This is a genomic window from Mesorhizobium sp. M7A.F.Ca.MR.245.00.0.0, from assembly GCF_003997415.1.
Taxonomy (GTDB): Bacteria; Pseudomonadota; Alphaproteobacteria; order Rhizobiales; family Rhizobiaceae; genus Mesorhizobium.
In genome coordinates, this window is record NZ_RZTE01000008.1 from 156,848 (window position 1) to 183,115 (window position 26,268).

Consider the following 26,268-nt stretch of genomic DNA (forward strand, 5'->3'; position numbering starts at 1 on the left):
GTACAACACCATCTCCAAGCCGAGCGAGATCGTGGCAGCGGCCGCCGCCAACATCGCCATCAAGCTGCTTTCGGGCGAGACGCCGAAGGCCGAGATGACGCTGTACGACACGCCCTCGCAGCTGTTCACGCCAGCCGTGGTGACGCAGGAAAACCTGAAGGCCGAGATCATCGACAAGAAGATCAACACCGCGGCCGAACTCTGCGTCGATCGTTACGCGGAAGGCTGCAAGAAGCTGGGCATCGGGAACTGACCGCGACCCTTGCCCGCTCCGCTGCCTGGCCACCGTGCGGTGGCCAGGCAGCGCTCATCCGACATTTGAACCGGTTTTGAAAGGCTTCCTGGCATGATCGATACCCCGGACGAACCGGTTCCGGCAGGCGAGCTGGTGCTCAGCCTGCGCGGCGTTTCGAAGAATTTCGGCGCCGTTTCGGCGCTCACCGACATCGATCTCGATGTCCATGCTGGCGAGGTGGTGGCGCTGGTCGGCGACAATGGCGCCGGCAAGTCGACCCTGGTCAAGATCCTGGCCGGCGTGCATCAGCCGAGTTCGGGCACCATCAATTATCGCGGCCAACAGGTGACGCTTGCAGATCCGAGTGCGGCGCTGACGCTCGGCATAGCCACCGTGTTCCAGGATCTGGCGCTGTGCGAGAACCTCGACATCGTCGCCAACATCTTTCTCGGCCGTGAGCTCAGCCCGCTGCGGCTGGACGAGGTGGCGATGGAAGTGCGCGCCTGGACGCTGCTCAACGAGCTTTCGGCGCGCATCCCGAGTGTCCGCGAAGTGGTCGCGTCACTGTCGGGCGGCCAGCGCCAGACGGTGGCGATCGCCCGCTCGCTGCTGCTCGAACCCAAGCTCATCCTGCTCGACGAGCCGACGGCGGCGCTCGGCGTGGCGCAGACCGCGGAAGTGCTCAACCTGATCGAGCGCGTGCGCGACCGCGGCCTCGGCGTCGTCATCATCAGCCACAATATGGAAGACGTGCGCGCCGTCGCCGACCGCATCGTCGTGCTGCGGCTTGGCCGCAACAACGGCATCTTCTCACCCGATGCCTCGAACCAGGAACTGGTCAGCGCCATCACCGGCGCGTCGAACAATTCGGTGTCGCGGCGTGCCGAGCGACGCCAGGCTCAAACTGCCAGGCAAGACCAAACCCAGGAGCCACGCCCATGAGCCGCGAAGCCGAACAGGCCGCCCCCGTGCCGCCGCAGCTCGACCGCGCCGATGTGCGCGTCAAGCATGAGGCCGGGATCGGCGGCGCCATCCGCAGGTTCTTCGACCGGGTCCGTTCCGGCGATCTCGGTTCGCTGCCAGTAATCGTCGGGCTGGTTATCATCTGGACGGTGTTCGCCAGCATCAACCCGATCTTCCTGTCATCAAGCAATCTGGTCAATCTGCTGTTCGATTGCTCCACCGTCGGCGTCATCGCGCTCGGCATCGTCTGCGTCTTGATGGTCGGCGAAATCGACCTGTCGGTCGGCTCGATCAGCGGCTTCGCCTCGGCGATGGTCGGCACACTGTGGGTCAACCAGGGCTGGCCGGTGGCGCTCGCTATTCTGGCCGCCGTCGCCGTCGGCGGCTTCATCGGCGCACTCTATGCGCTGCTGTTCAACCGGCTCGGCATGCCGAGCTTCGTCTCGACGCTTGCCGGCCTGCTGGCGGTGCTCGGCCTGCAGCTCTACATCCTGGGTTCCACCGGCTCGATCAACCTGCCCTACGGCTCGAACCTGGTGAACTTCGGCCAGCTGCTGATGATGCCGAAATTTGTTTCGTTCGCTCTGGCGGCCGTGCCCGGCATCGTCATGCTGGTCACCGGCCTGCGCACCGTTACGCGCCGCCGCGCCGCCAATCTGTCGGCGCCATCGGCCGGCGGCCTGGTTACACGCGCGGTGGTGATCACGGTCATCCTCGAACTCATTGTCTTCTATCTCAACCAGGCGCGCGGCATTCCGTGGATGTTCGGCCTGTTCGTCGGCCTGGTCATATCGATGCATTACGCGCTGACGCGGACCAAATGGGGCCGCTCGATGTCGGCGGTCGGCGGTAACCGCGAGGCGGCAAGGCGCGCCGGCATCAATGTGCGGCTGATCTATTCCAGCGCCTTCGTGCTGTGCTCGATGCTGGCTGCTTTCGGCGGCGTGCTGTCGGCGGCCCGCCTTGCCTCGGCCAGCCAGCAGGCCGGCACCGGCGACGTCAACCTCAACGCCATCGCGGCAGCCGTCATCGGCGGCACAAGCCTGTTCGGCGGTCGCGGCAGTGCGTATTCGGCACTGCTCGGCATCATCGTCATTCAGTCGATCGCCAGTGGCCTGACGCTGCTCGATCTGTCCTCGTCGCTTCGGTACATGATCACCGGCGCCGTGCTTGCCATCGCGGTCATCGTCGACTCGCTGGCACGCCGCTCGCGTGTCTCGCATGGCCGGGCCTGAACCCATCAACAGGAAGCAAGACATGAGCGAAGAACTGTCCGGAAAAGTTGCCGCCGTCACCGGCGCGGCATCAGGCATCGGCCTCGAATGCGCCAGGCACATGCTGGCGGCGGGCGCCACCGTGGTGCTGGTCGACCGCGCCGAGGCGACGCTGAACAAACTGTGCGCCGAACTCGGCCCCAAGGCGATCCCGCTGGTCATCGACCTGATGCAGCCGGCCAGCGTCGCCACCATGATGCCGCAGATTCTGGAGAAGGCCGGCCAGCTCGATATCTTCCATGCCAATGCCGGCGCCTATGTCGGCGGCGAGGTGGCGACCGGCGATCCCGACGCCTGGGACCGCATGCTCAACCTCAACATCAATGCCTGCTTCCGCTCGATCCAGGCGGTGCTGCCGCACATGATCGAGCGCAAGACCGGCGACATCATCGTCACCAGTTCGATCGCCGGACTGGTTCCGGTGGTGTGGGAGCCGATCTACACGGCCTCCAAGCACGCCGTGCAGGCCTTCGTCCACACGGTGCGCCGGCAGGTAGCCAAGCACGGCCTGCGCGTCGGTGCGGTGGCGCCCGGCCCGGTGGTGACGGCACTGGTCGACGACTGGCCGAAGGCCAAGCTCGAGGAAGAACTCGCCGCCGGGGGCCTGATGCAGCCGCGCGAAGTGGCCGAAGCGGTGATGTTCATGCTGACCCGCCCGCGCAACGTGACGATCCGCGATCTGGTGATTTTGCCGCAGAGCAATGATTTGTGAGTGGGTGAGGAATAGGGAATAGGCAGTAGGCAGTAGGCAGTAGGGGGAAGATAAAGGCACCACCTTGCTGTCGAAAACGCTTCTTGCTCCCTATCCCAACTCGCTAATCTCCTACTGCCTACTGCCTACTGCCTACTGCCTACTGCCTACTGCCCTGAACCGAAGGTTTCCCCCATGCCTAATTTCCTCGGCATCGACGTCGGCACCGGCAGCGCGCGGGCCGGGGTGTTCGACCACACTGGAAACATGCTCGCCTCTGCCAAGCGCGATATCGAGGCCTGGCGCGAGGCCGGCGACATTGTCGAGCAGTCGAGCAACGACATCTGGCGGGCGGTTTGCGCGGCTACACGCGAAGCGGTCGCTCAATCGGGCGTGGCGCCCGAGGCGATCGCCGGCATCGGGTTCGACGCCACTTGTTCGCTGGTGGTGTTGGGCGAGGGCGGCGTGCCGCTGCCGGTGAGCAGATCCGGCAATTCGGAACGCAACATCATCGTCTGGATGGATCACCGCGCGGTCGAGCAGACGCGCCGCATCAACCGCAGCGGAGAGGCGGTGCTGAATTATGTCGGCGGCGTCATCTCGCCGGAGATGGAAACGCCGAAACTCCTTTGGCTGGCCGAAAACCTGCCCGACACGTTCAACGCCGCCTGGCAGTTCATGGACCTCCCCGATTTCCTCACCTGGCGGGCGACCGGCAGCCTTGCCCGCTCGGTCTGCACGGTGACTTGCAAATGGACCTATCTGGCGCATGAAAGCCGCTGGGACGAGGCCTATTTCCGCACCATCGGACTAGGGAGCCTGGCCGACGAGGGGTTCGCGCGCATCGGCACGCAGATCGTGCCGGCAGGTGGCGCACTTGGCGGCGGGTTGACCGCGCAGGCGGCTGCGGACCTTGGCCTCGTCCCCGGCACCGCGGTAGCGGCCGGCCTGATCGATGCGCATGCCGGTGGCGTCGGTACGGTCGGTGCGCGCGGCGAGTTCGGCAGCGTTCTGTCGCGCATGGCCTATGTTTTCGGCACCTCGGCCTGCACCATGTCGTCGACCGCGGCGCCGGCCTTCGTCGACGGCGTCTGGGGTCCGTATTTCTCGGCCATGGTGCCGGGCCTGTGGCTGAACGAGGGCGGCCAGTCGGCAGCCGGTGCTGCTATCGACCATCTGGTGCGCATGCATCCCGCGGCTGGCGAAGCGACCGCCAAGGCGCAAGCCGAGGGGTTCAGCCTCAGCGCCTGGCTGTCGTTGCAGGCGCAAAGCCGCAATGGGCCCGCGGCAACGCCGGCGCTGGTCGGCGGCATCCATGTGGTGCCGGAGTTTCTCGGCAACCGCGCACCTTTCGCCGACCCGGAGGCGCGCGCGCTGATTGCCGGGCTCGATCTCGACACCAGCCTCGACAGCCTGGTCGGGCTCTATGTCGCCGGGGTTTGCGGGCTGGGCTATGGCGCGCGCCAGATCGTGCGGGCCGAGCATGACAAGGGCATTGCCGTCGACACCATCGTGGTCAGCGGCGGCGCCGGCCAAAGCCCGCTGGTGCGCCAGCTGCTTGCCGATACCACAGGCATGGTGGTGGTGGCGTCGACCTCGCCGGAACCGGTGCTGCTCGGCTCGGCGATGCTGGGCGCGGTCGCCGCCGGTGCCTACAAGGATCTGACGCGGGCGATGGCCGGCATGTCGGAACTCGGCGAGGTCTATCATCCCGATGCCACGCTGGCCGGCTGGCACGCCAAGCGCTTCGCGGCGTTCGAACTGCTGCAGCAGGCGGGCAAGGCGATCAGGGGCTGAATTTCCCGCTGTCGGTAATAGCGTGAGGCGGCGCCGCGGCATCTCCAATTGACCTCTTGGCCAAACGCCCGCGGATCATGTGGATTAGGCGGCGCAGCTGGCCGACGCTGTCGGGAGCCGATACACGATTGGCCGCCTGCTTTTCGAGGTAACACCCCAGTGCCAGGTCGTAACGCTGGAAATTGACGGCGTTGCCAGAGCGAGACGTTAGCCAGGGATCACCATACCAAAGTGGTGGCCAGTCGGTAGGATGCGGCAGCATAGCGTCCTCCTTGTGAAATATCTGTTTCGTCCGCTGCAAAGTGCATCCGTGCCGTGAGCCAGGTGTCGCCGCCGGCGTGATAGAATCGTGAAAAATGGTGCGGTATGCGAATCTCCGTTGAAATTAGCGGCAGCTAAGATGAAGGATCAGCGCTGAAGCTTTGCTGAGGCGAATCCGATGGCGCACCTCTCCCTGCTGGGCGGTTTCGATTTCGCCGATGATGCGGCGGCAGCGCCGGTGTTCGGCCGCAAGACCCGTGCGATGGTGGCCTATCTTGCACTGCAGGCAGGCCATTCCCACTCACGTGAAAAATTGGCTGCCCTGCTTTGGGGAAGCAATGGCGAGCCGCAGGCCCGAATGAACTTGCGGCAGGCCTTGTCGATGATCCGCAAGGCGATGCCCTCCGCCAAGGGCGGACGGTTCCTTGCTGACGGTGATACCATCACGCTCAACCTCGACGATGTCGATGTCGATGTTGCTCGGTTCGAGGCGTTGGCCGCCCGCTCGACCCCACATGATCTGGAACAGGCAATGGCCCTCTATCGCGGCGATCTCCTCGATGGGTTCGGTCTCAAGGAAGAGCCCTTCGAGGATTGGTTACGGGTGGAGCGAGAGCGGCTGCGGGCGAAGGCGGTCGTGGTGCTCGAAAAACTCGTGGTGACCTATTCTGAAGTTGATAATCATGCATCCTGCGTGGAAGTGGCGACGCGTCTACTGACCTGGGAGCCGCTGCGCGAAGACGTTCATCGGATGCTGATGCAGGCCTTTGCAGCCCAAGGCAGGGTCAATCTGGCGCTGAAGCAATATGAGCGTTGCCGCGATGGACTGCAGCGCCAGTTGCACCTGCAGCCCGAACGGGAAACAAAAGAGCTGTATGATCAGCTTCGTTCGCGCCGCGCGGCGCCGAGCGTGTCTGCCCCGCCAGCGTCCGAGGCACAATCAACGCGGCCCCCAACCCATTATGTCAAATCGGCGGGCAGCAACATAGCCTATCAGGTGACCGGTAACGGCCCCGTCGACGTGATTTATGTGCCGGGCTGGGTGTCCAATCTCGACCTGGCGTGGGAATCGCCAAGGTTGGCACATGTGCTGCATCGCCTGGGTAGATTCTGTCGTTTGATCCGCATCGACAAGCGAGGCACTGGCTTGTCCGACCGTACGGCCGGGGTTTCAACCCTTGAAGAGCGCATGGAAGATGTTCGGGCTGTGCTGGATGCCGTCGGGTCGCAGCGCACTGTTTTGTTCGGCAGTTCCGAGGGCGGCAACATGTGCATGCTGTTTGCCGCGACCTATCCCGAGCGAACGGCAGGACTTGTGCTCAACGGTGCGTTTGCCCGGGGCATATGGTCGCCGGATTATCCCTGGGCCAAGACCAGGGAACAGATGGAAGCCGAACTCGCCATCATCGAGCGCGACTGGGGCGAGCCGGCGGATCTGAGCAATGCGGCGCCGAGCTTGATGAAGGACGCATTCGAGAAGGAGTGGTTTGCTGCTTTCCTGCGCAATTCAGCCTCACCGGCCGACGCAATCTCGCTGTGGCGCTGGAGCACCGAAATCGACGTCCGCTCCATCCTTCCAGCCATTCACGTGCCGACACTTATTGTACACAGAACGGGCGATCGCTGGGTCATGGTGGAGGAGGGGCGATATCTGGCAAGGCATATTGCAGGCGCAAGATATGTCGAGCTTGCAGGCGACGACCACGTGATCTGGGGACACGATTGCGATCGCCTTATCGATGAGATCCAAGCCTTTGTTGCTGGAGCGCTGCCAGTAGGCCCGGACGAGCGCGTGCTCGTCACCGTTCTGTGCGCCGAGATCGTCGAATCGCGGCCAGAACTCGCCCATGCTGATCATGGACCGCTACTGGCGCACTGGCACAACAACGAAATAGGCGTCGAACTGGACCTTGCGGAAGGCCTAGAAATTCGACGTAGCGCAAACAGCTTCCTCGCCGTTTTCCACCGGCCGACGCGTGCGGTCCAGTGCGCGTTCGCGATCCGCAACAGGATGGAGCCATTCGGTCTTGTCCTTCGTGCCGCTGTGCATATTGGCGAGTGCGAAAAGCACGGCGATGACTTCACCGGCATCGCCATCGACTTGGCCTCGGTCATGCTTGGTCAAGCCTTGCCGGGTGAGATCATTGCGTCGCGGATAGTCCGTGATCTGGCAGCGGGTTCTGGTCTGTCTTTTGAAGAGCGTGGCCAAACAACGGTTGGTGACGCCACGGAAAGCTTGCAGTTTTATTCGGTCGCATGGTCAGCTCCCTGACGAGTTTGGAACCTTGGCTGCGTCGGCAGATCAGCTAACCCGCCGCTGCCATTTTGTGCGGTCGGTCAAGGGCTGGCCGTCACAACTCCTTCTGCGCCAATTCCCTGAATTCGTCGGGAACCGAGCGTGCCGCCTCCAGCGCCACCGTGCCGTAGCCGACGGCCTGTTTGCCGAAGCGCTCGCGGATCTTGTCGATGGCGCGGTCCGCGTCGAAGCGTGCCAGGCCCTTCTTCGTGCCGGGCCGGTGTTTCTCGTCAGCGAGGCCAAGCGGCAGGTCGAGCTGCAACTCGAAGCTTTCCTCGAGATGCGAGACCGAGATCGCCAGCAGCGAGATCGTTTTCTCGTGTGGATTATCGGCGAGCACGCCGCGCACCAGATCGCCGGCGATCTCGGCCAGCATCGCGGTCGCCGAGATCGGCTGGTCAAGCGTGATCGAACGGGTGACGGCGCGGAGATCGGCAAAGCGCACGCGTACCGTCACCGTGCGGCCGGGCCTTGCCTTGGCGCGCAGCCGGCTGGCGACGCGGTCGGCCAGATGCAGCAGAGTCGGCACGATAACCCGTGCCACAGCGGGCTTCTGGCCAAGCGCCGATTGGGCGCCGGCCGAATGCGCGCGGCGCTTCGTCTCCAGCTTTCGCGAGTCGCGGTTCCATGACAGCGCGGCGAGCTTTTCGCCGGCGGCGGGACCGAGCAGGCGCGTCAGCGCGCCGCTGTGCGTCCTGGCCAGTTGGCCGATGGTCTCGACGCCGATTTCGGCCAGCCGCGCCCTGGTGGCCGGGCCAACGCCCCACATCAGACCGACCGGCAGATCATGCAGGAAGGCGAGCTCGGTGCCGGGTTCTACGACGACCAGTCCGTCGGGCTTGGCGACCTGCGAGGCAATCTTGGCCAGGTGCTTGGTGCACGCCACGCCGATCGAGATCGGCAGGCCGAGTTCGGCCCGCACGCGGCGGCGGATGGTTGTCGCGATCTGTTGCGGGGAGCCGAACAGATGCGTGCAGCCGGCGACATCGGCAAACGCCTCGTCGATGGAAATGCGCTCGACCACAGGCGTAAAATCGTCGAGCACTTTGATCGCCGCATCGCCCAGCCGCTGGTAGTGGCTGAAATTGCCGCCGACGAAGATCAATTGCGGGCAGAGTTCGCGCGCCTTGCGCCCCGGCATGCCGCCGCGCACGCCGAAGGCGCGCGCCTCATAGGAAGCGGCGAGCACGACGCCGCCGCCCACCGCGATCGGCTTGCCGCGCAGCGACGGATCGAGCAACTGCTCGACCGAGGCGTAGAAAGCGTCGAGATCGGCATGCAGGATGGTGGCTGTCGTTTCCATCGACCGCACATCCGCAGTTGCTGATAGATTGGAACAAATAAAGAACAAAGGTGGATCGTTGTCAAGCGAAGGGCGATTTGTGCGGCAACAGCCATGCCGGTTCGGCTTGAACGCAACCGCCTAGACAATATGCTCCGCTCTCAGCGCCGGTCTCATCTTTTCCAGCGCCGCTTCGCCGCCTGTCGCCAACTCGTCGGCAATCCTGGCCAGCTTGTCGTCGGCCTTGCGGTGCTTGCTGCCCCAGGCGCCGAGCGTCGCCAGCACCGGCAAGAGGTCGATGCCTGCTTCGGTCAGCCGGTAGACCGTTCTCAAGCCATGCGTCGGGTCGTCGCTTCGGGTGAGGACGCCTTGCTCCTGAAGCGTTTGCAGTCGCTCGGCCAGCGTGCGCGAGGAAATGCCTTCGTCGGATTGCAGGAATTCGCGAAAGTGCTTTTTCCCGGCGAAGACCATGTCGCGGATGATGAGCAGCGTCCAGCGGTCGCCGATCAGTTCGAGCGACAGGTTGATCGGGCAGCCGGACTTTTCGCGCGTCGACATCTATGGTTCCGTTTTTAAATCACTTTACTATTGACATCGTTTTGACCTTGCGTCAACGGTTCCAAATGTAAACTGTTTTGCGATGGCCGTGAGGAGAATGACGGTGAAAAAGCTGGTCCTGCAGATGCAGACGTCGGTCGACGGCTTTGTCGGCGCCAATGAGGAGCATTCCTGGCAGCTCTGGGAGTGGGGCGACGAGAGCGCCTGGGACGGTGCGCTGAAGCAGGACTTCAACGCTGTCTTCGCAGGCGTCGATACCATCCTGCTCAGCCGCAAGATGGCGCAGGAGGGCTATCTCACCCATTGGGGCAATGCGGCGAGGAAGTTTCCGCGCGATCCGTTCTACGCCTTTGCGCAGCGCATCGTCGACGCCCGCAAGGTGGTGCTCAGCAACAAGCTCAAGCAATCGGACTGGAAGCCGGCTTGGGAGCGCACCAGCGTGGCCAGCGGCGACCTGCCGCGCGAAGTCGATGCGCTGAAAGCGGGCGAGGGCGGCGACATGGCCGTGTTCGGCGGCGCCGGTTTCGCATCGGCACTGATCGCGGCCGGGCTGGTCGACGAGTTTCAGCTGTTCGTCAACCCGGCGGTGCTTGGGGCGGGCCGCCGGCTTTTTGATCAGGGCGGTTTTACAAACCTGCGGCTGCTCGGCTCAAAGGCCTATGCCTGCGGCATGGTGGTCAACCGCTACGCGCCGGCGGGGTGAGGGGGTCTTCTCCCTGCTCACTTCGCATCGTGAAAAATGATGCCTACGGTGTGGCGCATTCCTGAGCGCAGCCGACTGACGCCATGGCGCAGGTTGACCCGGTAATTGCCCTTGGTGCCCTGCACCGGCCGGTTGTGGACGGCAAAGACGACGGCGTCACCCTGGCGCAGCGGCACCACTTCGACCCGGCTCTGCATGCGTGGCCGCTGCTCGGTCAGCGCGAACTCGCCGCCGCTGAAATCCTGGCCCGGTTCGGAGAGCAGGATCGCCACCTGCAGCGGAAAGGCGAGGTCGCCATAGAGATCCTGGTGCAGGCAGTTGAAGTCGCCAGGCACATATTGCAGCAGCAGCGGCGTCGGCCGCGTCTGGCCGGCGGCATGACAGAGATCGAGAAACGCGGCATGCGTCGCGGGATAACGCATGGCCTGCCCCATGCGCTCGTTCCACCCATTGGCGACCTCGGCCAGCCTGGGATAGAGCGCGCTGCGCATGCCACCCAGGAGGTCGGGCAAGGGATAGCGGAAATAGCGGTACTCGCCCTTGCCGAAGCCGTGCCTGGCCATATGGATGTGGCTGCGGAAATGCTTCTCCTCGGGATAGAGGCCGGCGATCTGCCGGCACTCTTCGGGCGACAGCAGATTTTCAATCACCGCGCAGCCGAAGCCGTCGAGTTCGGCGGCAAGGGCGGGCCAGTCGTAATCGGCAACACGTGTCTGAGCAGCTTCAACCGCCGATGCGGCAACCTTGGCATGGGCATTCATATCGTAGCCTCCTTGTCGATCAGAGCGCGCTTGCGCTCGACGCCCCAGCGGTAGCCCGACAGCGTGCCGTCGGCGCGGACAACACGGTGGCAGGGTATGCCGAGCGCGATGGCGTTGGCCGCACAAGCCGTCGCCACGGCGCGGGCGCCGTTCGGCTGGCCGAGACGGCGGGCCAGCGCGGTGTAGGTGGTGGTGGCGCCGCACGGGATGCTTCGGAACGCTTCCCACAGGCGCTGCTGGAATGGCGTGCCGTGGCGCAGGTCGAACGGCAGGTCGAAGCCGACGCCGGGCATTTCGATGAAGCGCGCGATTGCCGCGAGATCGTCGCGCAGTGCGGCCTCGTCCTTGGCCAGTATCTTGCCGGGAAGCGGTTGGCGAGATCCTGCTCCAGTGTGTCGGCATCCGAGCCGATCAGGATGGCGCAGACGCCGATATCGCTGCGCGCCGCCAGGATTTTGCCGATGGGGGATTCGCCGATGGCATAGGCGATGGTGCCGAGGGCGGCGACGTTGCAGGCGGCCATCGGCATAGTGGTTTGTATAAGGTTCATTGCCTTCACTCCTTTGTTTGTGGCTGAACCCTAGCCACGGTGTCGGCCGTGTCTCACTCCGGTGCTTGCTTTCAAATTCAAATCTGCCTGAAAGGCGCAAAGGTAGGTGCTCTATGGCGCCCTCCTCTGTCCTACCGGACATCTCCCCCACGGGTGGGGAGATTGGCTGTCACCACCGCCTTCGCCAATCTCCAACGTTGCAGGACGAGAGCCGGCGCCGGAACTGCCAATCTCCCTCCTTGTGGGGGAGATGTCCGGCAGGACAGAGGGGCGCGCCATAGAGTGCTGATTTTGAACCGTCCGCACTTCAGCCAAGCATGCTCATGCCACACGCGTGACCGACACTTCGCCGAGCACGAATACCTCACCGCTCAGCAGCCGCAGCTCGATGTCGCCGGTTGCGGTGTGGTTCCACTCAGCCTTACCCTCATCGACAAGTCCGCCGATGGCAGCCATGACTTGGGATTTCGCCTTTTCGGCGCGTTTGCCGGCGGCGGTCCAATCGGTGACGTTGTCATGAGATCTTGCCATCGCGCGCATGCTTGGCCGTCATCTCCGCGCGGATCGGTAGGCGCTGTCAGATTCGCCGGCCTCACGCTCCAGCAGCGCGCGTTTGCGCTCCGCGCCCCAGGCATAGCCGGACAGGTCGCCATCCCTGCGGATCACGCGATGGCAGGGAATGGCGACGGCAAGGTTGTTGGCGGCGCAGGCGGCGGCGATGGCACGGGTTGCCTTCGGCGCGCCGATGCGCTGCGCGATGTCGGCATAGGAAACCGTGCGGCCGACGGGGATGTCTTGTAAAGCCTGCCAGACACGCTGCTGGAAGGCGGTGCCGCGCACGTCGAGCGGCAAATCGAGACCGAGCGCCGGAACTTCGACGAAACCGACGACGCGGGCGACCAGCGCCTCGTAGTCGTGATCGCCGCCGATTAGCCGTGCCCTGGGGAAACGGTCCTGCAGGTCGCGCACCAGTGCGTCAGGATCGTCGCCGAGCAGGATCGAGGCGACGCCCTTTTGACTGGACGCGACCAGGATGGCGCCGAGCGAGGTCTCGCCGACGGCGAAGCGGATCTCTTCATCGGCGCCGCCGGCGCGATAGCGCGTCGGCGTCATGCCGAGCATGCCAGTGGATTTCTCATAAAAACGTCCGCTCGAATTGAAGCCGGCAACGTAGATCGCCGTCGTGACGCTGGCGCCGTCTTCCAGGCCCTGACGAACCCTGGCGGCGCGGTGCGCGGCGGCATAGTCCTTCGGTGTCAGCCCGGTGGCCGCCTTGAAGATACGATGGAAATAACCGGCGCTGCGGCCGGCGGCATCAGCCAGCTCAGCCAGCGACGGTTCTTCCTGGCTCTGCTCGATCCTGCGGCAGGCAGCGGCGACCATCGCCGCGTTGCCGGCCTCGAGCGACGGGCCATCCGGGTCGCAGCGTCGGCACGGGCGAAAGCCGGTGGCCCTGGCCTGATCGAGCGTGTCGTGCAATTGCACATTTTTCGGATTGGCGCGCCGAGACGGGCAGGAAGGCCGGCAATAGACGCCGGTTGTTGCCACCGAATACCAGAATGCGCCGTCGGCCGACTTGTCGCGCGCGACGATTCGCGCCCAGCGCGGATCGTCGGCGGCTTGCAGCGGCGCGGATTTCAGATTTTTCGCCAGGGTAATGAACATGGCCGGCATTGAAGGCGCAGGAAGCCGGTCTCGCCACCCGTTTCCTGACGTTCTCGCAACTCTGATCGAGGCCTATGAGGACAAGCACTACCCGATTGAAGCACCCGATCCCGTTGAAGCCCTTCATTCGCGCATGGAACTGTTCAACTTGGCGCGAAAGGCTCTAGCCGAGGTAATCGGGTCATCGCCCCGCAAACGCGCCTGAGCTGTCGCCAGATCGGCCGACGAATGGACGTGGGAGTCACCGGAAGCCGACCCGGTATGGGTATGCCTCCCGGCAACGCTGCCCAGATATGATCATCATTGTGGTGCCGGGTCGGGAATGGCCAACCCTCTGTCGGCAACGTCCTGGCTCGCTTGCGGCAAGATGAAGCGTCCCGTTACGTACCAGAGCAGGGACACCACGAGAATCGAGAGATAGCCGTCCACGGCATAGTGCCAGCCGGTATAAACCGAACCGAACAGGATGAAGGCCGCGAAGGACCAGCCGGCGATTGCCCACCGGCGGCCGAATCGAGCCAGGAAGAACGCGTTGAGCGTGGCGAACGCGACGTGCATGCTTGGCATGGCGGAGATGCCGCCGCCGAGTTCCGGGCGGCCACTCTGGTAGGCTGTAAACAGGTAATCGGCGTACAGATGGACCGACGCGCCGTAGCCCTTCTGCGCCAGAGCGGCCTGCAGCGCGACAAACCGGTCGCCGCCGTAGATTTGGTCGTGGAATATCGGGCCGGCGGACGACAGCAGGGTCGCGAGAACGGTGCCGCACAGCATCGTGGTCAGCGCGAATGCCCATAGGTAGCGCAAACGCCCGACCGGATTGTTCCAGAAGGCGACGAAGAGCACGGCGCCGAACCATTGCAGAAGCCAGCCATATCCATAGCCGGCGAAAATGGCGACCGACACCGGTTCGGAAACGATGCTGTGCGCCCATGTCCAGGGATCGGCGCCATGCAGCCGAAGATCGAGGTCCGCCAGGGCGCGGTCGGCGTAGAACGGCACCATGTCCGGGATGGCGACCTTCAAGGTGGTGAATGCGGTGACGCCGAGAAAGAACAAGAAGATGACGGGTGCGGCTGCAAGCCAGCGGTGCCTGAGTACGCCGAGGATGAACCTCGTCGGCGCATGCCGGGCAAATGCCAGCCCCGCCACACCAAGGCCCGCCGCCAGAAGCGCGGGCAGGAAAAAGGCGAACGGCTTGGCATAGGATTGCGCCAGATGCAGGTAGCGGTCCGGCTGCAGGCAAACAGCGGTCACGGCATAGGTCAGACACAAGGCAACCAGCAGCCAGCCGCTCCTGGTTGTCGCGATGTCGAGGTCAAGGATGGCAGTTGGGCGGCGATTGTTGCCGCGCTGACCTGTGTGCTCACTCATCGAAGGACATTCCGCCCAGTTGTCCAAAAAAATAATTGGGTTATTTCGCAGGCGATATATTACCATCAGGTTACACTTGCGGGCAAATAGATCTATAAATATTAGACCGATAGAATTCTTGCTGGCAAAGAGCCTGTTTACGAAAGCGTCGCGCCGCAACGCGCTGCCGTCATTGTCGGTTTTCAACGGCTGCAGGCTGCCTCGCCATCGGGCTTCGGCTAAGCTTAAGGGAGCCATCGCCTGGGTTGGCGATGGCCCTCTTTCAACATACCGTTCGATCAGGCGACCTTGATCAGACCGAGCTGGGTGAGGGCGGCGACGCCGTCATCGAGGCCGATCTCCTCGACGATCCTGCCGTCGACCACCTTCAGCACCGTGGTGCCGGTGAAACGCATCGTGCGGCCGGTGGCGGCCGGCAGCGAGCCGGCGAGGAAATCGCCGAAGGCCGGGCCGGTATGCGTGCCGCCGCCCTCCCACTGGCCGACGACATAGTCGCCCTCGGCAATCAGGTCGGCCGTGGCCCAGAAGTTGAGGTCCGGGAAGGCGGCGCGGAAGCCGCTCATGAAGGCCTTGATGTCGTCGCGGCCGCGGCGCGGCTCGTGCAGCGAGTATTTCAGCAGCATGTCGGGTGCCGCGATGTCGTCGACGACGGACAGGTCGCAGCTTTCACCCCAGAAGTCGGTGAACCATCTGACGACGACGGCCTTGTTGTCTTCTTGTCTGGTCATTGGAAGATCCTCTTGTCTCTGCAATGTGATCATCGGCGGCGCCGATGATCCGGGATCACCGGATTGGCCGATGACCTGGAGCCATGACTAGGAACATCCGGCCGATGCGAAACTCCGGTTCTTGCCGGCCAATCGAAGAGCAGAGGCGGCAGGTGAGGAGCCAACAAAGCAGCCCGCCATCGCCGTGGTAACTGTTTCTTCTCTGGTTTTGCCGCAGATTGCCCTGCGGTGGAGCAGGCGAAGCAGACGATGGCGCGTCAGGGCAAGAAAAGTCGCAATGGAACGTTCTGGGCCAAGGCCCTGGAGCGCGCCCATCTTGGTGTCTGGGACTGGGATCTTGTAACCGGCGACTGCTTCTATTCCGCGACCTGGGCGCGGATGCTGGGCTACGATGAGAGCGAACTTGCCAACACCAGCGACCTGTGGCTGCAACTGACCCATCCCGACGACCGCGAGCGGGCGCTGGCCAGCGGCGACCGCCACATTGCCGGCCTGACCGACGCCATCGAGACCGAATTGCGGCTGAAGCACAAGCAGGGACACTGGGTGTGGGTGCTCGATCGCGGTGGCGCCGTCGAGCGCGACGCGATGGGAAAGCCGCTCAGGCTGATGGGTGTGCAGACCGACATCTCCAAGCAGAAGGCGGCCGAAGCCGAACTCGAGCAGGTCAATGTGCGCTTCCGCCTGGCGCTCGCCGCCAGCGGTACCGGCATCTGGCACCACGACCTCGCCACCGGCAAAAGCTATTGGGACGAACGCACCAGGGAGATTTTCGGGCTTGTCTCCGACACCGCCGAAGTCGAGCGCGACCACTGGTTCGGCTATCTGCATCCGGACGATAAGGAGGCCGCGTCGCGCGCGCATCTGGTGCCGCTCGAAACGGACAAGGTCACCGCCGTGCAATACCGCATCGTCCGGCGCGACGGAGAGGTCCGGCACATAGAATCCCTGCTGCGTTTCATCGCCGACCCGCAAATCCCGGACCGCCGGCTGGCGGGGCAGATCCTGGGCACGGTGCGCGACATCACCGAAGACAAGCAGCGCGAGCAGGAGCTTGCCTATGCGGCCCGCCATGACGCGCTCACCGGTCTCTTGAACCGCGCCGCGTTCGACCGGCTGCTGGCCGATCACATCGCGGCCCCGCAGTTGCTGCCGCTTTCCGTGTTCTACGTCGATCTCGACTACTTCAAGGCGCTCAACGATTTTGCCGGCCACGCGGCCGGCGACCTGGCACTGAAAAGCGTTGCCCTAGGCATTCTGGGCTGCCTTCCCCCGACGGCGCATGCCGCGCGCCTGGGCGGTGACGAGTTCGCGCTGCTGATGCCCAATTGCGATACGGCGCAGGCCGGGAGGCTGGCCGACGCGGTACTTGCCGCGGTTCGCGATGCCGAACTAGGATCGACGGCCACGTCGCGCAAGCTGGCGGCCTCAATCGGCATCGCTTTCGTCGATGACGCCAACACGACGGTGGCCGACGCGCTGGCCTGCGCCGACGACGCCTGCTACGCGGCCAAGGCCGCCGGGCGGAACCGATTTGCCGTCTTCTCCACCGATACGGCATCGGGTTCGGGTGGCCTCAACGCGGCGCGCGTCGTCGCCGATACGGTCGATGCCATGGAAGACGGAAGGCTGAAGCTGTTTGGCCAGGAAATCCATCGGCTGGGCCGTCCCTGGCTGGAAAGCCGCCATGTCGAAGTGTTGGCCAGGCTCGCCGCCCGCAACGGCCGGCTGGTGCCACCCGGCGAGTTCATTCCGGTGGCCGAGCGGTTCGGCATCGCGTCGCGGCTCGACCGCTGGATCATCCGCACCGCGCTGTCGCGGCATGGTGCCGCCTTGCGTTCGGGGGCGTTGACGCTTGGCTTCAATCTGTCGGCGCAGACGCTGAGCGACCCGCAGCTTTGGGACTTCGTGGACAACTTCATAGAAGAAACCGGGGCGCCGCATTCGGGCATCGGCTTCGAGATCACCGAAACCGCCGCCGTCACCAATTTCGACGCCGCCGAACAGTTTGTGCGCAAGGCGCGCGAGCGGCGCTGCCGGGTCAGCCTCGATGATTTCGGCGCCGGTATGAGCTCGTTCGAATATCTCCGGCGGTTCCCCGTCGACACGATCAAGATCGACGGTTCCTTCATCGAACACATCACGCAAAGCCGTTTCGACCGCGAGATCGTGCTGGCCATCACCAGCATCGCCCGCAGCCTCGGCTGTGACGTGGTCGGCGAGAAGATCGAACAGCAGGACACGCTGGCCATGTTGAGCGACATGGGCGTCGCCTTCGGCCAGGGATTTTTGCTGCACCGGCCAGAGCCGCTGGAACGAATTGTCGCGCGTGCGACCAAGGGAGCGACGGCCCGCAAGGCATCGTGATCCGGGTGCGGCGAGTTTCAGGCCAGGCCGAACTGACCTGAAACTCGCCGCATTCTATCCGGTTCGCCGCGCCGTCGATTGCGGAAACTCCAGCACTCCAGCCTCGGGTCGCCTGTGCTGCGCTTCCGTCACCGCTTCGATCAACAGATCGAGCGCTTCACAGGCCGCGCGACTCGTCTCGTCGTTGCCTTGCAGATAATGATAGGCTCGTTCGAGGTGGATGCGGGCGGCTGAAAAATCGCTGGTCAATGGTCCCTCCATGATCCCGCCCTAGAAGACCTTGCCGGAGACGAGGGAACGCCGGGTAAATATCCACAAGCGGCTTTTATTCAAATGCCGCCGAATGTTGCGGGGAGGCGCGCGGCGTTGATGCTGCCAATCTCCCCCCGTGGGGGAGATGTCCGGCAGGATAAAGGGGGGCGCTGTCCTGCCGACCTGAACAATCAGATTTTCGATCTGTTTCGCAGCCTGCACGCTTGATGAGATTGAAGATCTCCCCCACACGGGGGAGATTGGCGGCTTCACCGCCGCGTGATTAGACTGTCAACTTCCTGCGCAAGGTGAGACCGATGATCGTCCAGGCCTGCATCAACGGCGCGCGCGTGCGCGATTTCCACCCGAAGCTGCCGCTGACTGCCGAGGCAATGGCCAGCGATGCGGCAGCCTGCGTCGCCGCTGGAGCGGCCGAACTGCACATCCATCCGCGCGGCACTGACGGGCGCGAAAGCCTGGCAGCCGTCGACGCCACCGTGCTGGCGGTGCGCCGGACCTGCCCGGGAACACTGGTCGGCGTGTCGACCGGCGCCTGGATCGAGAACGACGTCGAGCGGACCCGCACGGCGATCGCCGGCTGGCGAGACCTGCCCGACTATGCTTCGGTCAACCTGTCCGAACCGGATGCGCCCGCCGTGATGGAACTGCTGCGCCAGCGTGGTGTCGGCATCGAGGCGGGGCTTGCCGTCGTCGCCGATGCCGAGCGCTTCGTAGCGCTTCCCGGCCACGACCAGGTGCTGCGCATTCTGATCGAGATCGACATCCCGGACTTGTCCGCTGCACTCGACGAAGCGCATGGCATCGTCGCCGTGCTCGAGCGCGCCGGGGTACGGCGGCCGATCCTGCTGCATGGCGTCGATGCAACTGTCTGGCCCTTCGTCAAGCTTGCGCATCGCAAGCGCTGGTCGACACGGGTCGGTCTGGAAGACGGCAATACGCTCGCCGATGGAACTGTGGCGAAGGACAACGCGGCGATCGTCGCTGCCGCCGTAGCGATCTTTTGCGGCTAGTTTTCCAGAATGATCTGGATTGCCTTATCGACCACCGGATGGAGGCCACTGGCCTGGAAGGACAGCCGGTTGCCGGAGCCGACATTGCTGGTCATGGCGATGGTCAACCCCGAGATCGGATCGTGCAGCATCACGGCGACATAGCCGGGAATGCTGCCCTGGTGGCCGTAGAAGGCGCGGTCGGCATAGATGCTCTGGAACATGCCGGCACCGGTTTCGCGCATGCGGGTGCCTGGAAAGCTTGCCGGCACACGGTGCTCAAACATCTCGGCGAAGAACGGCGGCGACAGCAGCTTTCCGGAAAAGAGACCGCGCATGAAGGCCACCATATCCGACGGCGTCGACACCATGTCGCCGCAGCCATAGGCGGCGCCGAACGGGAATGAATCGGAGGAATCCTGCAGCGCATCGGAGTAGGGCATCACGCCATCCATGCGCCACATCTCGCCGCCCGAGGCGATATCGGCGGGCGCATTCGCCGCCGGCGGCGGCCGGTGGTAATAGCCGCGTACCATCGATTTCTCCGGAAAGGCCTCGGTTGCCGGCGACCAGGTATTCTCCAGGCCGAGCGGCTGCAGCACCGCGCTTCTGACATAGCCGCCCAGCGACTGGCCGGAGACAGCCTCGATCACCATGCCGGCCAGAACATAGCCGGTGTTGTTGTAGACGGCGGGCCCGCCTGGCGCCTTCTGCTTGTCGGAAACGAAGGCTATGTCGACCAGCTGTTGCGGCGTCCATTGCCGGCTCGGATCCATCGGAATGTAATATTCGAACTCGGGCAGGCCGCTGCGGTGGTTGATCAGCTGGCGCACCGAAATGTCTTTTGCTCCCGGGAGGTCGGGAAACCAGGAGGCGATCGGCGCGCCGAGGTCGAGCTTGCCGTCCTGAGCGAGCTTGACCAATGCGGCGGCGACGAAGGTCTTGGTGCAACTGCCGATCTTGAACAGGCGGTCGGGCGAGACGGCAATGCCATGCTCCCGGTCGGCGAGGCCGGCAGTGAGGGCGGTTGGTGCGGCGCCTGTCGAGTAGGCGAGCGAGGCGCCTACCGCACCATCGGTGAGATAGGTCTTGAGGAGGGCGTTCAGGTCTTCACGCATGGATTCCGCTTTCGCCGCCAAATTGCTGGTTTCATAGGTGCCGGTGCGCCCTCGGGCCGAGCCCGAGGGCAGGGTCGCCAAGCTTCACTCCGTCATATCGACCGCGGCAAAGTTCTGCCGGCCGAAGGGGTCGAGCACGTAGTTGAGCACGCTCTTGCGGATCGGGATCGCCACCACCGAATGGGCGATCGGCGCCACCGGCACCTCGACCTTCAGGATCGCTTGCGCCCTGGCGTAGATGTCGGCGCGCTGTTTCGGATCGGCGGCGACGCGACCGTCCTGCAGCAGCTTCTCGAAGGCCGGATCGCACCAGCGCGAGCGGTTGGAGCCGCCCTTCACGCCGTCGCAGGACAGCAGGTAGCTCAGCATGTTGTCGGGGTCGCCATTGTCGCTGCTGCCGCCGAGCAGATAGGCGTCCTGTTCGCCCGCCGCGGTGCGCTTAAGATATTCGCCCCATTCAAAGCTGACGATCTCGGCCTTGACGCCGACTTTCGCCCAGTCGGCCTGGATCATCTCGGCCATGCGCTTGGCATTGGGATTGTAGGGCCGCGATACCGGCATCGCCCACAGGCTGATTTTCAGGTCGCTCTCGTGGCCGGCTTCCTTCAGCAGCGCCTTCGCGCCATCCGGGTCATAGTCGATGCCGGCATCGGTGACGGCGCCGATCTGCGCCGGCGGCACGACGCTGCCGGCGACCGTGCCGGCGCCGGCATAGACGGCGTCGACGATCGCCTTGCGGTCGACGGCCTTGGCCAGCGCCATGCGCACGCGCACATCGCCGAGCGGCTGATGTTCCACATTGAAGCCGAGAATGCCGATGTTCTGGCCCTTGAGGTCGAGCACGGTGATGTCGGGATCGGTGCGCAAATCGGCGACTGCACTGGGCGGGGGCGGGGCGGCGACCTGGCACTCATTGGCCTTGAGACGCTCGACGCGCGTGGTCGGTTCGGGCGTGACGGCGAACACCAGAGTGTCGATCTTCGGCGGGCCGCGCCAATAATCCTTGTTGGCGGCGTAGCGGATCTGGCTGTCGGGGACATAGGCCTGCAGCACGAACGGGCCGGTGCCGACGGGCTCGCTATCGATCAGTTCCGGCGTGCCGGCGGCGACCATCTTTTCGGTCTGCTCCAACGACAGGATAGAGAGATAGTCGAGAGCGATGCCGGGCAGGAAGGTGACATTGGCCGCCGTCAGGGTGAAGCGCACGGTGTGGTCGTCGACCTTGTCGATCTTGTCGATCAGCGAGCCCATGCCGAGTGCGTTGAAGTACTCGTAAGCGCCGCCGCCGAGCTTGTGGTAGGGATTGCTGGCGTCGCGCTGGCGGTTGAAGGTGTACAGCACGTCGTCGGCATTGAACTCGCGCGACGGTGTAAAGTGGTCGTTCGACTGGAATTTCACGCCGTGGCGTAGGTGGAACGTGTAGATCTTGCCGTCGGCTGAGACCTCCCAGCTTTCGGCCAGCGCCGGCCCGACCTCGGTCGTGCCAGGCTTGAACTCGACCAGCCGGTTGAAGATCGTCTTGGCGGCGGCATCCATGGTGGAGTCCGCCGTGCCGATCGCCGGGTTGAAGGTTTCGGGATTGGCTTCCGAGCAATAGACCAGGGTTTTGGCGTAGGCCTGTCCGCCAAGAAGGACGGACGAGGCCAGCAAGGACGAGGTAAGGACTGCGCGCAGAACGGATTTCATCGCAAACGCTCCTGATGACACTTTACGGGTTGAGGGAAGGGCAGGCCGGTGAAGTTCATGGCGTCGCCGCCGGGGTGATGAAACGGTCGGGCGCAAGCGCGGCGGAGGTGATACCGCGAGCCGTGAGATCGTCCGGCAGCGGCTGGCCGCGCAGCAGCGCCGAACCCAGCCGCGCCAGCGTCAGCGACACCTGGAAACCGTAGCCGCCCTGGCCGCCGAGCCAGAAGAAGCCGGGCAGGCGAGGGTCGAAACCGATAACCGGCGTGCGGTCGGGCGAAAAGGTGCGCAGGCCAGCCCACGGCGTCGACGGACGGCCGATTCGCAGCGACGTCGCCTGTTCGATGCGGTCGACGGCGATGGCGACGTCGATGTCTTCCGGATAGGCGTCGCAGGGTTCGGAATCGGTCTCGTCGGCCAGCGAGCCGATCAGCCTGCCGGCATCGGGCTTGAAGTAGAATTGTTCATGCAAATCGACCACCAGCGGCCAGGCGCTGATGTCGGTGCCGGCGGGCGGATCGAAAAGGAAGGCGGTGCGGCGCTTCGGCCGGAAGCCGAGACCGCCGAGACCGGCCAGCCCGGCGACGACATCGACCCAGGCGCCAGCGGCGTCGACGACGATGTCGGCCTGGTAGGCGCCGGCATTGGTGGTGACGCTGAAGCCGTTTGCGACGCGGGAAATCTCCAGCACTTCCTCGCCGGTGCGGATCACGCCGTCGCCGGCCTTGAGCGCGGAGGCTGAAGCTGCAAGCATCTTTCCCGTGTCGACATCGAGCGCGCCGGGTTCATGCACGCCGCCGCAGGTGGTTGCCGTGGCGATGACCGGCACCAGCGCGGTGACTTCTGCTGCTGACAGGCGCCGTACGCTCGGCACCAGCGCCTGCATCTCGGCCGCCATGCGGTCGACGGCTGCACTGTCTTCGACACCGCCGACGTGCAGCGCGCCGCGCCGGTGGGCGGCGAAGCCGCCATTGATGATCGCCTGTCGGCTGGCCAGCGATAGCGCCCGCACCAGCGCATTGCCATAGGTTTCGGAAAACAGCGCCGCGGAGCGGCCGCTGGCGTGGTAGCCGAGATGCGGCTCGCGCTCGAGCACGGTGATCTCGGCCCAGGATTGCACGGCCGCCGCCAGCGAAAGGCCGGCAATGCCGCCGCCGATGACGACGGTTTTTTGGAGAGACTTGGACTGCATGTTCTAGGGGTAGAAATAATTTCGTATCCAGTCAATATTTAGCGTATAAGAAAATTATTAGCGTTGTTGATGGCGGCAGGGAGTTGGACTACTAGGAGAAGCGGCTCAGTGGCCGCGCAACGGAGCTGACGATGTCGGAGCAACCGAACCTCGGTGATTGTCTGCGCGGCTTGAGGAAGACGCATGGCTGGACCTTGCAGGAGGTCAGCACGCTGACCGGCGTCGCGGTGTCGACGCTGTCCAAAGTCGAGAACGACCAGATGTCGCTGAGCTACGACAAGCTGCTGCAGATCTGCGAGGGGCTGAGCATCCATGTCACCGAGCTGCTGAGCGGCGACCGCAAGCAGCCGGCCGCGCGCACCCGCCGTTCGGTGACCTCGCAGTCCAACACGCTGCGCCAGCTGACCCGCAACTACGATTACCGCTATCTGGCCACCGATCTGGTGCGCAAGCGCATGGTGCCGATCCACGCCTATGCACGCGCCCGCACGCCGCAGGAATTCGGCCCGCTGACCAGGCATGCCGGCGAGGAATTTTTGATCGTGCTCAAGGGCGAGATCGAACTGCACACCGACCAGTACGCGCCGGTGCGGCTGAAACAGGGCGACAGCGTCTATATCGATTCCACTATGGGTCACGCCTACCTGTCGGTGGGCGAGGGCGACGCCGAGATGCTGTGCGTCTGCTCCGGCGACGAGCCTGACATGGAGGGCGCGTTGCTGAGCGTGCTGGAGACGGTGGAGGGGTAGGGGCAGGTCCCAACCCTCCACGTTGGTGCTGCCCCTCATCTGGCTGCCGCCATCTTCTCCCCGTAAACGGGGAGAAGGACGATCCTATCGACGGGCGGCGCTGGCTTCAACAATTGAGCGGCTCCACTACAGCGCAACTACACGTCCCATTCCCCGCCGAACCGCCTCGCGGTAGGCGAGATCGGCGGCCACCATGTCTTCCATGGCGACGCCCATGGCCTTGTAGACGGTGACCTGATCGGCGCTGACCCGTCCCGGCCGCCGCCCGAGCAGCATGTCGCCGAGCTCGATTCCGGCTTTCGGATCAATGCCCGCCAGTTCGCAAGAGCCGACCGGCGTCGGGGCAAAGGCATCCCTGGTCTCGACGAACAGGCTGGCCCGGCCGACAAGCTCGACCGGCAATTCGCCGCCCGGCGGGGCGACGCCTACCGACGAGACATGGGTGCCCGGCCGCACCCATTCGGCCGAGATCACCGGCGCATAGGAATGCGTTGCCAGGCAGACGACGTCGGACGAACGCACCGCGGCCTCGATATCGGCGACGGCAACGACACCCGGATGTTGCGCGGCAAGTGCTTGCGCATCTGAAAATTCCTTGGAGACAACGCGGATTTCGGCGAAATCGCGCACCAGCGGCAAAAGATGCAGATGCTGGCCGGCCTGCACACCGGCGCCGACCACCGTCGCGACCTTGGCGTCGCGGCGGGCGAGTTCACGCACCGAAAGCACGGCCGAGCCGGAGGTGCGCACGGCGGTGATGTAGGTGCCGTCCATGACGCAGACCGGCATGCCCGTCTGCGGGTCGAACAGATGGATGGTGGCGAGGTGGCTGGGGATACCTTTGGCGACGTTGCCCTCGAAGACGTTGACGATCTTCACCGTCAGATGCATGCCCGCTATCCATGCCGACATCGCCAGCGAATAGCCGGCCTGCGGAACATCGAGCTGCGGCCGTGCCGGATTGACCACCTTGCCGCCGGACAAGGCCTTGAAGCCGCCGGCGAGTACGTCGAGAAGCTGGCGCAGGTCGATGCAGGTTTTCACCTCGGCCTCGCTCAGGATGAGTACGGGCATGTCACCCTTGGCCTGGGCGCTGCGGGAGGTCGATATCGCTGATGTCATGGGATCCGCTTTCGTTGTCGGTTGCACGACAACGGTATTGCGGTCCGGGAGCGTGATGAAATATACTGCTTTTGCTATTTTGGCGTGATTATCACGTTTGTTCTGGTCAAAAAGTGTGAATCCTGAAATGGACGATCTCGACCGTATCGACCGCTCGCTGCTACGTTTGTTGCAGGAGGACGGCCGCCGCACGACGCTCGATCTGGCGCGCCGGGTCGGTCTGTCGCCGACCGGGGCGACGCTGCGCGTCAAGCGGCTGTTCGCCGAAGGCTTCATTCGCGCCGTGCGCGCGGTGCTCGATCCTGCTCGGATCGGGCAGGCGCAGCTCGTCTTCATCGAGGTGCGGCTCGACCACACGGCGCCGCATGTGTTCGACCGCTTCGCCGAGGCGGTTCTGCGGGCGCCCGAGATCATCGAATGCCACATGGTGGTCGGCGGCTTCGACTATCTGGTCAAGGCGCGCATCGCCGACATGGCGATGTTCCAGGATTTCCTGCAGCGCGTCATCCTGCCGCTGCCCGGGGTGCGGGAGACACACACCTACGCTTCGATCGCCAATGTGAAGCCCGACGCCTTGCTGCCGATCTAGAGCGGCGGCCTTTCTCCCGCATCCAGCAACCATTGCCGCACGGCTTGCGTCGGCTCGGGGTGGCGCTGTTTTCTCGGCATCACGACATAAAAATCCTGCGTGCCGCGCATTTCGCCGCTGACGGGCTGAACCAGGCGGCCCGTGGCGAGATCAGCGGCTACGAGGAAGCGGCTGGCCAGCGCAATGCCCTGGCCGGCGACGGCCGCGTCGATGGCCAGGCCCGTCTGGTTGAAGCGCATCCGTTTCAATTCGGTCGTCATCTTCAGGCCGACCGCTTTCTCCATGAATTCCGGCCACAGATTGTGGGCATCGTGCAGCAGCACATGGTGCTGGATTTCGGAGGCTGCGATTTCAGCAACACCTTCCGGCAGCAAGGCCGGGCTGCAGACGGCGACGATCTGCTGGGGAAACAGCAGGTCGACGATCAGCCCAGCGCCGAAGGGCGGGCGGCCTTGCCTGACCGCGATGTCGACGCCATCGGTTTGAAAGCTCGACAGGCTCTCGCTGGCCAGCACGCGCAAATCGACCAGCGGGTTGTGCGCGACGAAGTCGTGCAATCTCGGGATCAGCCATTTGGTAGCGAAGCTCGGCGTCACGCTGATCGTCAGCCGCGCCGGCTCGGGACGAAGCAGCAGCGTCGCCTCCGAGATCAGGTCGAAGGCGCGGCGGATGTTGGGGACATAGGCGCGGCCCTCATCGGTCAGCGCCAGGCCGCGCGGCAGCCGCTCGAACAGCTTTGTGCCGAGATCGGCTTCCAGCCCGCGAATGTGCTGGGCGACCGCCCCTTGCGTGACATTGAGCTCTTCGGCGGCGATGCGGAAGTTGAGATGACGCGCCGAGGCTTCGAAGGCGCGCAGCGCATTCAATGGCGGCAGGCTGAGGAAGGCTTCGGGCATGCAGGAGTTTTTCTACAGGTTGATTTCAGGCATTCTGGTTCGAACCAGCGGGGAAAACCAGCTATATCGACGTTCAACTCCCGAAAACACCGCTTGCGGTGCCCGCCAACCCTGAGAGGAAAATCCGATGAGTGTAGAAAAAGTAGCTGTGGTGG

General features: G+C 64.3%; 25 protein-coding genes and 1 pseudogene. 12 read left to right on the forward strand and 14 right to left on the reverse strand.

All coding sequences use genetic code 11. The annotated features are described in order from the left end of the window. The 6 genes and pseudogenes from EOB80_RS35235 to EOB80_RS12110 form a co-directional block, all read left to right on the forward strand. Positions 1 to 253: pseudogene (locus EOB80_RS35235) on the forward strand (ABC transporter substrate-binding protein); the annotation flags it as partial. 93 nt (positions 254 to 346) lie between these two features. Beyond that, complete coding sequence (locus tag EOB80_RS12090; protein WP_127327762.1) at positions 347 to 1,177, forward strand: ATP-binding cassette domain-containing protein; 831 nt, start codon at positions 347 to 349, stop codon at positions 1,175 to 1,177. Beyond that, positions 1,174 to 2,433 carry a sugar ABC transporter permease gene (locus tag EOB80_RS12095; RefSeq protein WP_127327763.1) on the forward strand — a complete coding sequence of 420 codons (1,260 nt, stop codon included), beginning with the start codon at positions 1,174 to 1,176 and terminating at the stop codon, positions 2,431 to 2,433. The genes EOB80_RS12090 and EOB80_RS12095 overlap by 4 nt, the downstream gene beginning before the upstream one ends. A 22-nt stretch (positions 2,434 to 2,455) precedes the next feature. After that, positions 2,456 to 3,184, forward strand: coding sequence for an SDR family oxidoreductase (locus EOB80_RS12100; RefSeq protein WP_127327764.1), 729 nt, complete (start codon positions 2,456 to 2,458; stop codon positions 3,182 to 3,184). A gap of 174 nt (positions 3,185 to 3,358) precedes the next feature. Beyond that, complete coding sequence (locus tag EOB80_RS12105) at positions 3,359 to 4,960, forward strand: FGGY-family carbohydrate kinase (protein WP_127327765.1); 1,602 nt, start codon at positions 3,359 to 3,361, stop codon at positions 4,958 to 4,960. 439 nt (positions 4,961 to 5,399) lie between these two features. Then, positions 5,400 to 7,493: an alpha/beta fold hydrolase gene (locus tag EOB80_RS12110; RefSeq protein WP_127327766.1), complete on the forward strand. Its 2,094-nt coding sequence runs from the start codon at positions 5,400 to 5,402 to the stop codon at positions 7,491 to 7,493. 79 nt (positions 7,494 to 7,572) lie between these two features. Here the strand turns inward: EOB80_RS12110 and dinB are convergent, their stop codons facing one another. Together dinB and EOB80_RS12120 are read right to left on the reverse strand one after the other, a co-directional pair. Further along, positions 7,573 to 8,820: a DNA polymerase IV gene (dinB, locus tag EOB80_RS12115; RefSeq protein ID WP_127327767.1), complete on the reverse strand. Its 1,248-nt coding sequence runs from the start codon at positions 8,818 to 8,820 to the stop codon at positions 7,573 to 7,575. 120 nt (positions 8,821 to 8,940) lie between these two features. Further along, positions 8,941 to 9,357, reverse strand: a complete 417-nt coding sequence (locus EOB80_RS12120; RefSeq protein ID WP_127327768.1) for a helix-turn-helix domain-containing protein — start codon at positions 9,355 to 9,357, stop codon at positions 8,941 to 8,943. Between the two features lie 103 nt (positions 9,358 to 9,460). Between EOB80_RS12120 and EOB80_RS12125 the strand changes: the two genes are divergently transcribed. After that, positions 9,461 to 10,060, forward strand: a complete 600-nt coding sequence (locus EOB80_RS12125; protein ID WP_127327769.1) for a dihydrofolate reductase family protein — start codon at positions 9,461 to 9,463, stop codon at positions 10,058 to 10,060. A gap of 17 nt (positions 10,061 to 10,077) precedes the next feature. On the opposite strand, the gene EOB80_RS12130 is transcribed toward EOB80_RS12125, so the two are convergent. The 4 genes from EOB80_RS12130 to ada all read right to left on the reverse strand — a co-directional run bounded on the left by EOB80_RS12130 (position 10,078) and on the right by ada (position 13,036). Beyond that, positions 10,078 to 10,821 (reverse strand): 2OG-Fe(II) oxygenase, encoded by a 744-nt coding sequence (locus EOB80_RS12130; RefSeq protein ID WP_127327770.1) that lies wholly within the window; start codon positions 10,819 to 10,821, stop codon positions 10,078 to 10,080. Then, positions 10,818 to 11,114 (reverse strand): methylated-DNA--[protein]-cysteine S-methyltransferase, encoded by a 297-nt coding sequence (locus EOB80_RS35240; protein ID WP_245466334.1) that lies wholly within the window; start codon positions 11,112 to 11,114, stop codon positions 10,818 to 10,820. The genes EOB80_RS12130 and EOB80_RS35240 overlap by 4 nt, the downstream gene beginning before the upstream one ends. A 578-nt stretch (positions 11,115 to 11,692) precedes the next feature. Then, positions 11,693 to 11,902, reverse strand: coding sequence for a hypothetical protein (locus EOB80_RS12145; RefSeq protein WP_245466335.1), 210 nt, complete (start codon positions 11,900 to 11,902; stop codon positions 11,693 to 11,695). Between the two features lie 18 nt (positions 11,903 to 11,920). Then, positions 11,921 to 13,036: a bifunctional DNA-binding transcriptional regulator/O6-methylguanine-DNA methyltransferase Ada gene (ada, locus tag EOB80_RS12150; protein ID WP_127327772.1), complete on the reverse strand. Its 1,116-nt coding sequence runs from the start codon at positions 13,034 to 13,036 to the stop codon at positions 11,921 to 11,923. Here ada and EOB80_RS12155 point away from each other — a divergent pair. Further along, positions 13,035 to 13,241: a hypothetical protein gene (locus tag EOB80_RS12155; protein ID WP_245466336.1), complete on the forward strand. Its 207-nt coding sequence runs from the start codon at positions 13,035 to 13,037 to the stop codon at positions 13,239 to 13,241. The two genes, ada and EOB80_RS12155, sit on opposite strands and share 2 nt — an antisense overlap. Before the next feature lie 95 nt (positions 13,242 to 13,336). Here EOB80_RS12155 and EOB80_RS12160 read toward each other — a convergent pair whose 3' ends face one another. Continuing rightward, the gene (locus tag EOB80_RS12160; RefSeq protein WP_245466337.1) at positions 13,337 to 14,593 is read right to left on the reverse strand and encodes a phosphatase PAP2 family protein; all 1,257 of its coding nucleotides are present in this window, start codon (positions 14,591 to 14,593) and stop codon (positions 13,337 to 13,339) included. A 92-nt stretch (positions 14,594 to 14,685) separates the two neighbouring features. After that, positions 14,686 to 15,135: an ester cyclase gene (locus tag EOB80_RS12165; RefSeq protein ID WP_127327773.1), complete on the reverse strand. Its 450-nt coding sequence runs from the start codon at positions 15,133 to 15,135 to the stop codon at positions 14,686 to 14,688. Positions 15,136 to 15,384: 249 nt separating this feature from the next. Here EOB80_RS12165 and EOB80_RS12170 point away from each other — a divergent pair, with 249 nt between their 5' ends. Next, the gene (locus EOB80_RS12170) at positions 15,385 to 17,502 is read left to right on the forward strand and encodes an EAL domain-containing protein (RefSeq protein WP_127327774.1); all 2,118 of its coding nucleotides are present in this window, start codon (positions 15,385 to 15,387) and stop codon (positions 17,500 to 17,502) included. Positions 17,503 to 17,556: 54 nt separating this feature from the next. Here the strand turns inward: EOB80_RS12170 and EOB80_RS12175 are convergent, their stop codons facing one another. Beyond that, entirely contained in the window at positions 17,557 to 17,751 is a 195-nt protein-coding gene (locus tag EOB80_RS12175) for a hypothetical protein (RefSeq protein WP_164748793.1), read from the reverse strand. A 320-nt stretch (positions 17,752 to 18,071) separates the two neighbouring features. On the opposite strand from EOB80_RS12175, the gene EOB80_RS12180 reads away from it, so the two are divergent. Next, on the forward strand, positions 18,072 to 18,785 hold the full coding sequence (locus EOB80_RS12180; protein WP_127327775.1) for a 3-keto-5-aminohexanoate cleavage protein: 714 nt from the start codon (positions 18,072 to 18,074) through the stop codon (positions 18,783 to 18,785). Here the strand turns inward: EOB80_RS12180 and EOB80_RS12185 are convergent. Genes EOB80_RS12185 through EOB80_RS12195 form a run of 3 tightly spaced genes read right to left on the reverse strand, consistent with a single transcriptional unit; the run spans position 18,782 to position 22,757 of the window. Beyond that, positions 18,782 to 19,963, reverse strand: coding sequence for a serine hydrolase domain-containing protein (locus EOB80_RS12185; RefSeq protein WP_245466338.1), 1,182 nt, complete (start codon positions 19,961 to 19,963; stop codon positions 18,782 to 18,784). The genes EOB80_RS12180 and EOB80_RS12185 overlap by 4 nt on opposite strands. A 3-nt stretch (positions 19,964 to 19,966) precedes the next feature. After that, complete coding sequence (locus EOB80_RS12190) at positions 19,967 to 21,568, reverse strand: ABC transporter substrate-binding protein (RefSeq protein WP_127327776.1); 1,602 nt, start codon at positions 21,566 to 21,568, stop codon at positions 19,967 to 19,969. Positions 21,569 to 21,623: 55 nt separating this feature from the next. Then, positions 21,624 to 22,757, reverse strand: a complete 1,134-nt coding sequence (locus EOB80_RS12195; RefSeq protein ID WP_127327777.1) for an FAD-binding oxidoreductase — start codon at positions 22,755 to 22,757, stop codon at positions 21,624 to 21,626. Positions 22,758 to 22,888: 131 nt separating this feature from the next. Between EOB80_RS12195 and EOB80_RS12200 the strand changes: the two genes are divergently transcribed. Then, positions 22,889 to 23,506, forward strand: coding sequence for an XRE family transcriptional regulator (locus EOB80_RS12200; RefSeq protein WP_127327778.1), 618 nt, complete (start codon positions 22,889 to 22,891; stop codon positions 23,504 to 23,506). A 126-nt stretch (positions 23,507 to 23,632) separates the two neighbouring features. Here the strand turns inward: EOB80_RS12200 and EOB80_RS12205 are convergent, their stop codons facing one another. After that, a complete protein-coding gene (locus tag EOB80_RS12205) occupies positions 23,633 to 24,628 on the reverse strand; it encodes an ornithine cyclodeaminase family protein (RefSeq protein ID WP_127327779.1) in 996 nt (331 codons plus the stop codon). 127 nt (positions 24,629 to 24,755) lie between these two features. Here EOB80_RS12205 and EOB80_RS12210 point away from each other — a divergent pair, with 127 nt between their 5' ends. After that, positions 24,756 to 25,217 (forward strand): Lrp/AsnC ligand binding domain-containing protein, encoded by a 462-nt coding sequence (locus EOB80_RS12210; RefSeq protein ID WP_127327780.1) that lies wholly within the window; start codon positions 24,756 to 24,758, stop codon positions 25,215 to 25,217. Here the strand turns inward: EOB80_RS12210 and EOB80_RS12215 are convergent. Beyond that, entirely contained in the window at positions 25,214 to 26,113 is a 900-nt protein-coding gene (locus tag EOB80_RS12215) for a LysR substrate-binding domain-containing protein (RefSeq protein ID WP_127327781.1), read from the reverse strand. The two genes, EOB80_RS12210 and EOB80_RS12215, sit on opposite strands and share 4 nt — an antisense overlap. Between the last annotated feature and the right edge of the window lie 155 nt (positions 26,114 to 26,268).

Excerpts from the sequence above, each read along its gene's own strand:
- EOB80_RS12170 (WP_127327774.1), top strand. The coding sequence starts at position 15,385 with ATGGCGCGTCAGGGCAAGAAAAGTCGCAATGGAACGTTCTGGGCCAAG.
- ada (WP_127327772.1), bottom strand. The coding sequence starts at position 13,036 with ATGTTCATTACCCTGGCGAAAAATCTGAAATCCGCGCCGCTGCAAGCC.
- EOB80_RS12120 (WP_127327768.1), bottom strand. The coding sequence starts at position 9,357 with ATGTCGACGCGCGAAAAGTCCGGCTGCCCGATCAACCTGTCGCTCGAA.
- EOB80_RS12210 (WP_127327780.1), top strand. The coding sequence starts at position 24,756 with ATGGACGATCTCGACCGTATCGACCGCTCGCTGCTACGTTTGTTGCAG.
- EOB80_RS35240 (WP_245466334.1), bottom strand. The coding sequence starts at position 11,114 with ATGCCCGGCGTCGGCTTCGACCTGCCGTTCGACCTGCGCCACGGCACG.
- EOB80_RS12190 (WP_127327776.1), bottom strand. The coding sequence starts at position 21,568 with ATGAAATCCGTTCTGCGCGCAGTCCTTACCTCGTCCTTGCTGGCCTCG.
- EOB80_RS12130 (WP_127327770.1), bottom strand. The coding sequence starts at position 10,821 with ATGAATGCCCATGCCAAGGTTGCCGCATCGGCGGTTGAAGCTGCTCAG.
- dinB (WP_127327767.1), bottom strand. The coding sequence starts at position 8,820 with ATGGAAACGACAGCCACCATCCTGCATGCCGATCTCGACGCTTTCTAC.
- EOB80_RS12155 (WP_245466336.1), top strand. The coding sequence starts at position 13,035 with ATGGCCGGCATTGAAGGCGCAGGAAGCCGGTCTCGCCACCCGTTTCCT.
- EOB80_RS12100 (WP_127327764.1), top strand. The coding sequence starts at position 2,456 with ATGAGCGAAGAACTGTCCGGAAAAGTTGCCGCCGTCACCGGCGCGGCA.
- EOB80_RS12205 (WP_127327779.1), bottom strand. The coding sequence starts at position 24,628 with ATGACATCAGCGATATCGACCTCCCGCAGCGCCCAGGCCAAGGGTGAC.
- EOB80_RS12110 (WP_127327766.1), top strand. The coding sequence starts at position 5,400 with ATGGCGCACCTCTCCCTGCTGGGCGGTTTCGATTTCGCCGATGATGCG.
- EOB80_RS12090 (WP_127327762.1), top strand. The coding sequence starts at position 347 with ATGATCGATACCCCGGACGAACCGGTTCCGGCAGGCGAGCTGGTGCTC.
- EOB80_RS12195 (WP_127327777.1), bottom strand. The coding sequence starts at position 22,757 with ATGCAGTCCAAGTCTCTCCAAAAAACCGTCGTCATCGGCGGCGGCATT.
- EOB80_RS12215 (WP_127327781.1), bottom strand. The coding sequence starts at position 26,113 with ATGCCCGAAGCCTTCCTCAGCCTGCCGCCATTGAATGCGCTGCGCGCC.
- EOB80_RS12165 (WP_127327773.1), bottom strand. The coding sequence starts at position 15,135 with ATGACCAGACAAGAAGACAACAAGGCCGTCGTCGTCAGATGGTTCACC.
- EOB80_RS12145 (WP_245466335.1), bottom strand. The coding sequence starts at position 11,902 with ATGGCAAGATCTCATGACAACGTCACCGATTGGACCGCCGCCGGCAAA.
- EOB80_RS12095 (WP_127327763.1), top strand. The coding sequence starts at position 1,174 with ATGAGCCGCGAAGCCGAACAGGCCGCCCCCGTGCCGCCGCAGCTCGAC.
- EOB80_RS12180 (WP_127327775.1), top strand. The coding sequence starts at position 18,072 with ATGATCGTCCAGGCCTGCATCAACGGCGCGCGCGTGCGCGATTTCCAC.
- EOB80_RS12105 (WP_127327765.1), top strand. The coding sequence starts at position 3,359 with ATGCCTAATTTCCTCGGCATCGACGTCGGCACCGGCAGCGCGCGGGCC.
- EOB80_RS12200 (WP_127327778.1), top strand. The coding sequence starts at position 22,889 with ATGTCGGAGCAACCGAACCTCGGTGATTGTCTGCGCGGCTTGAGGAAG.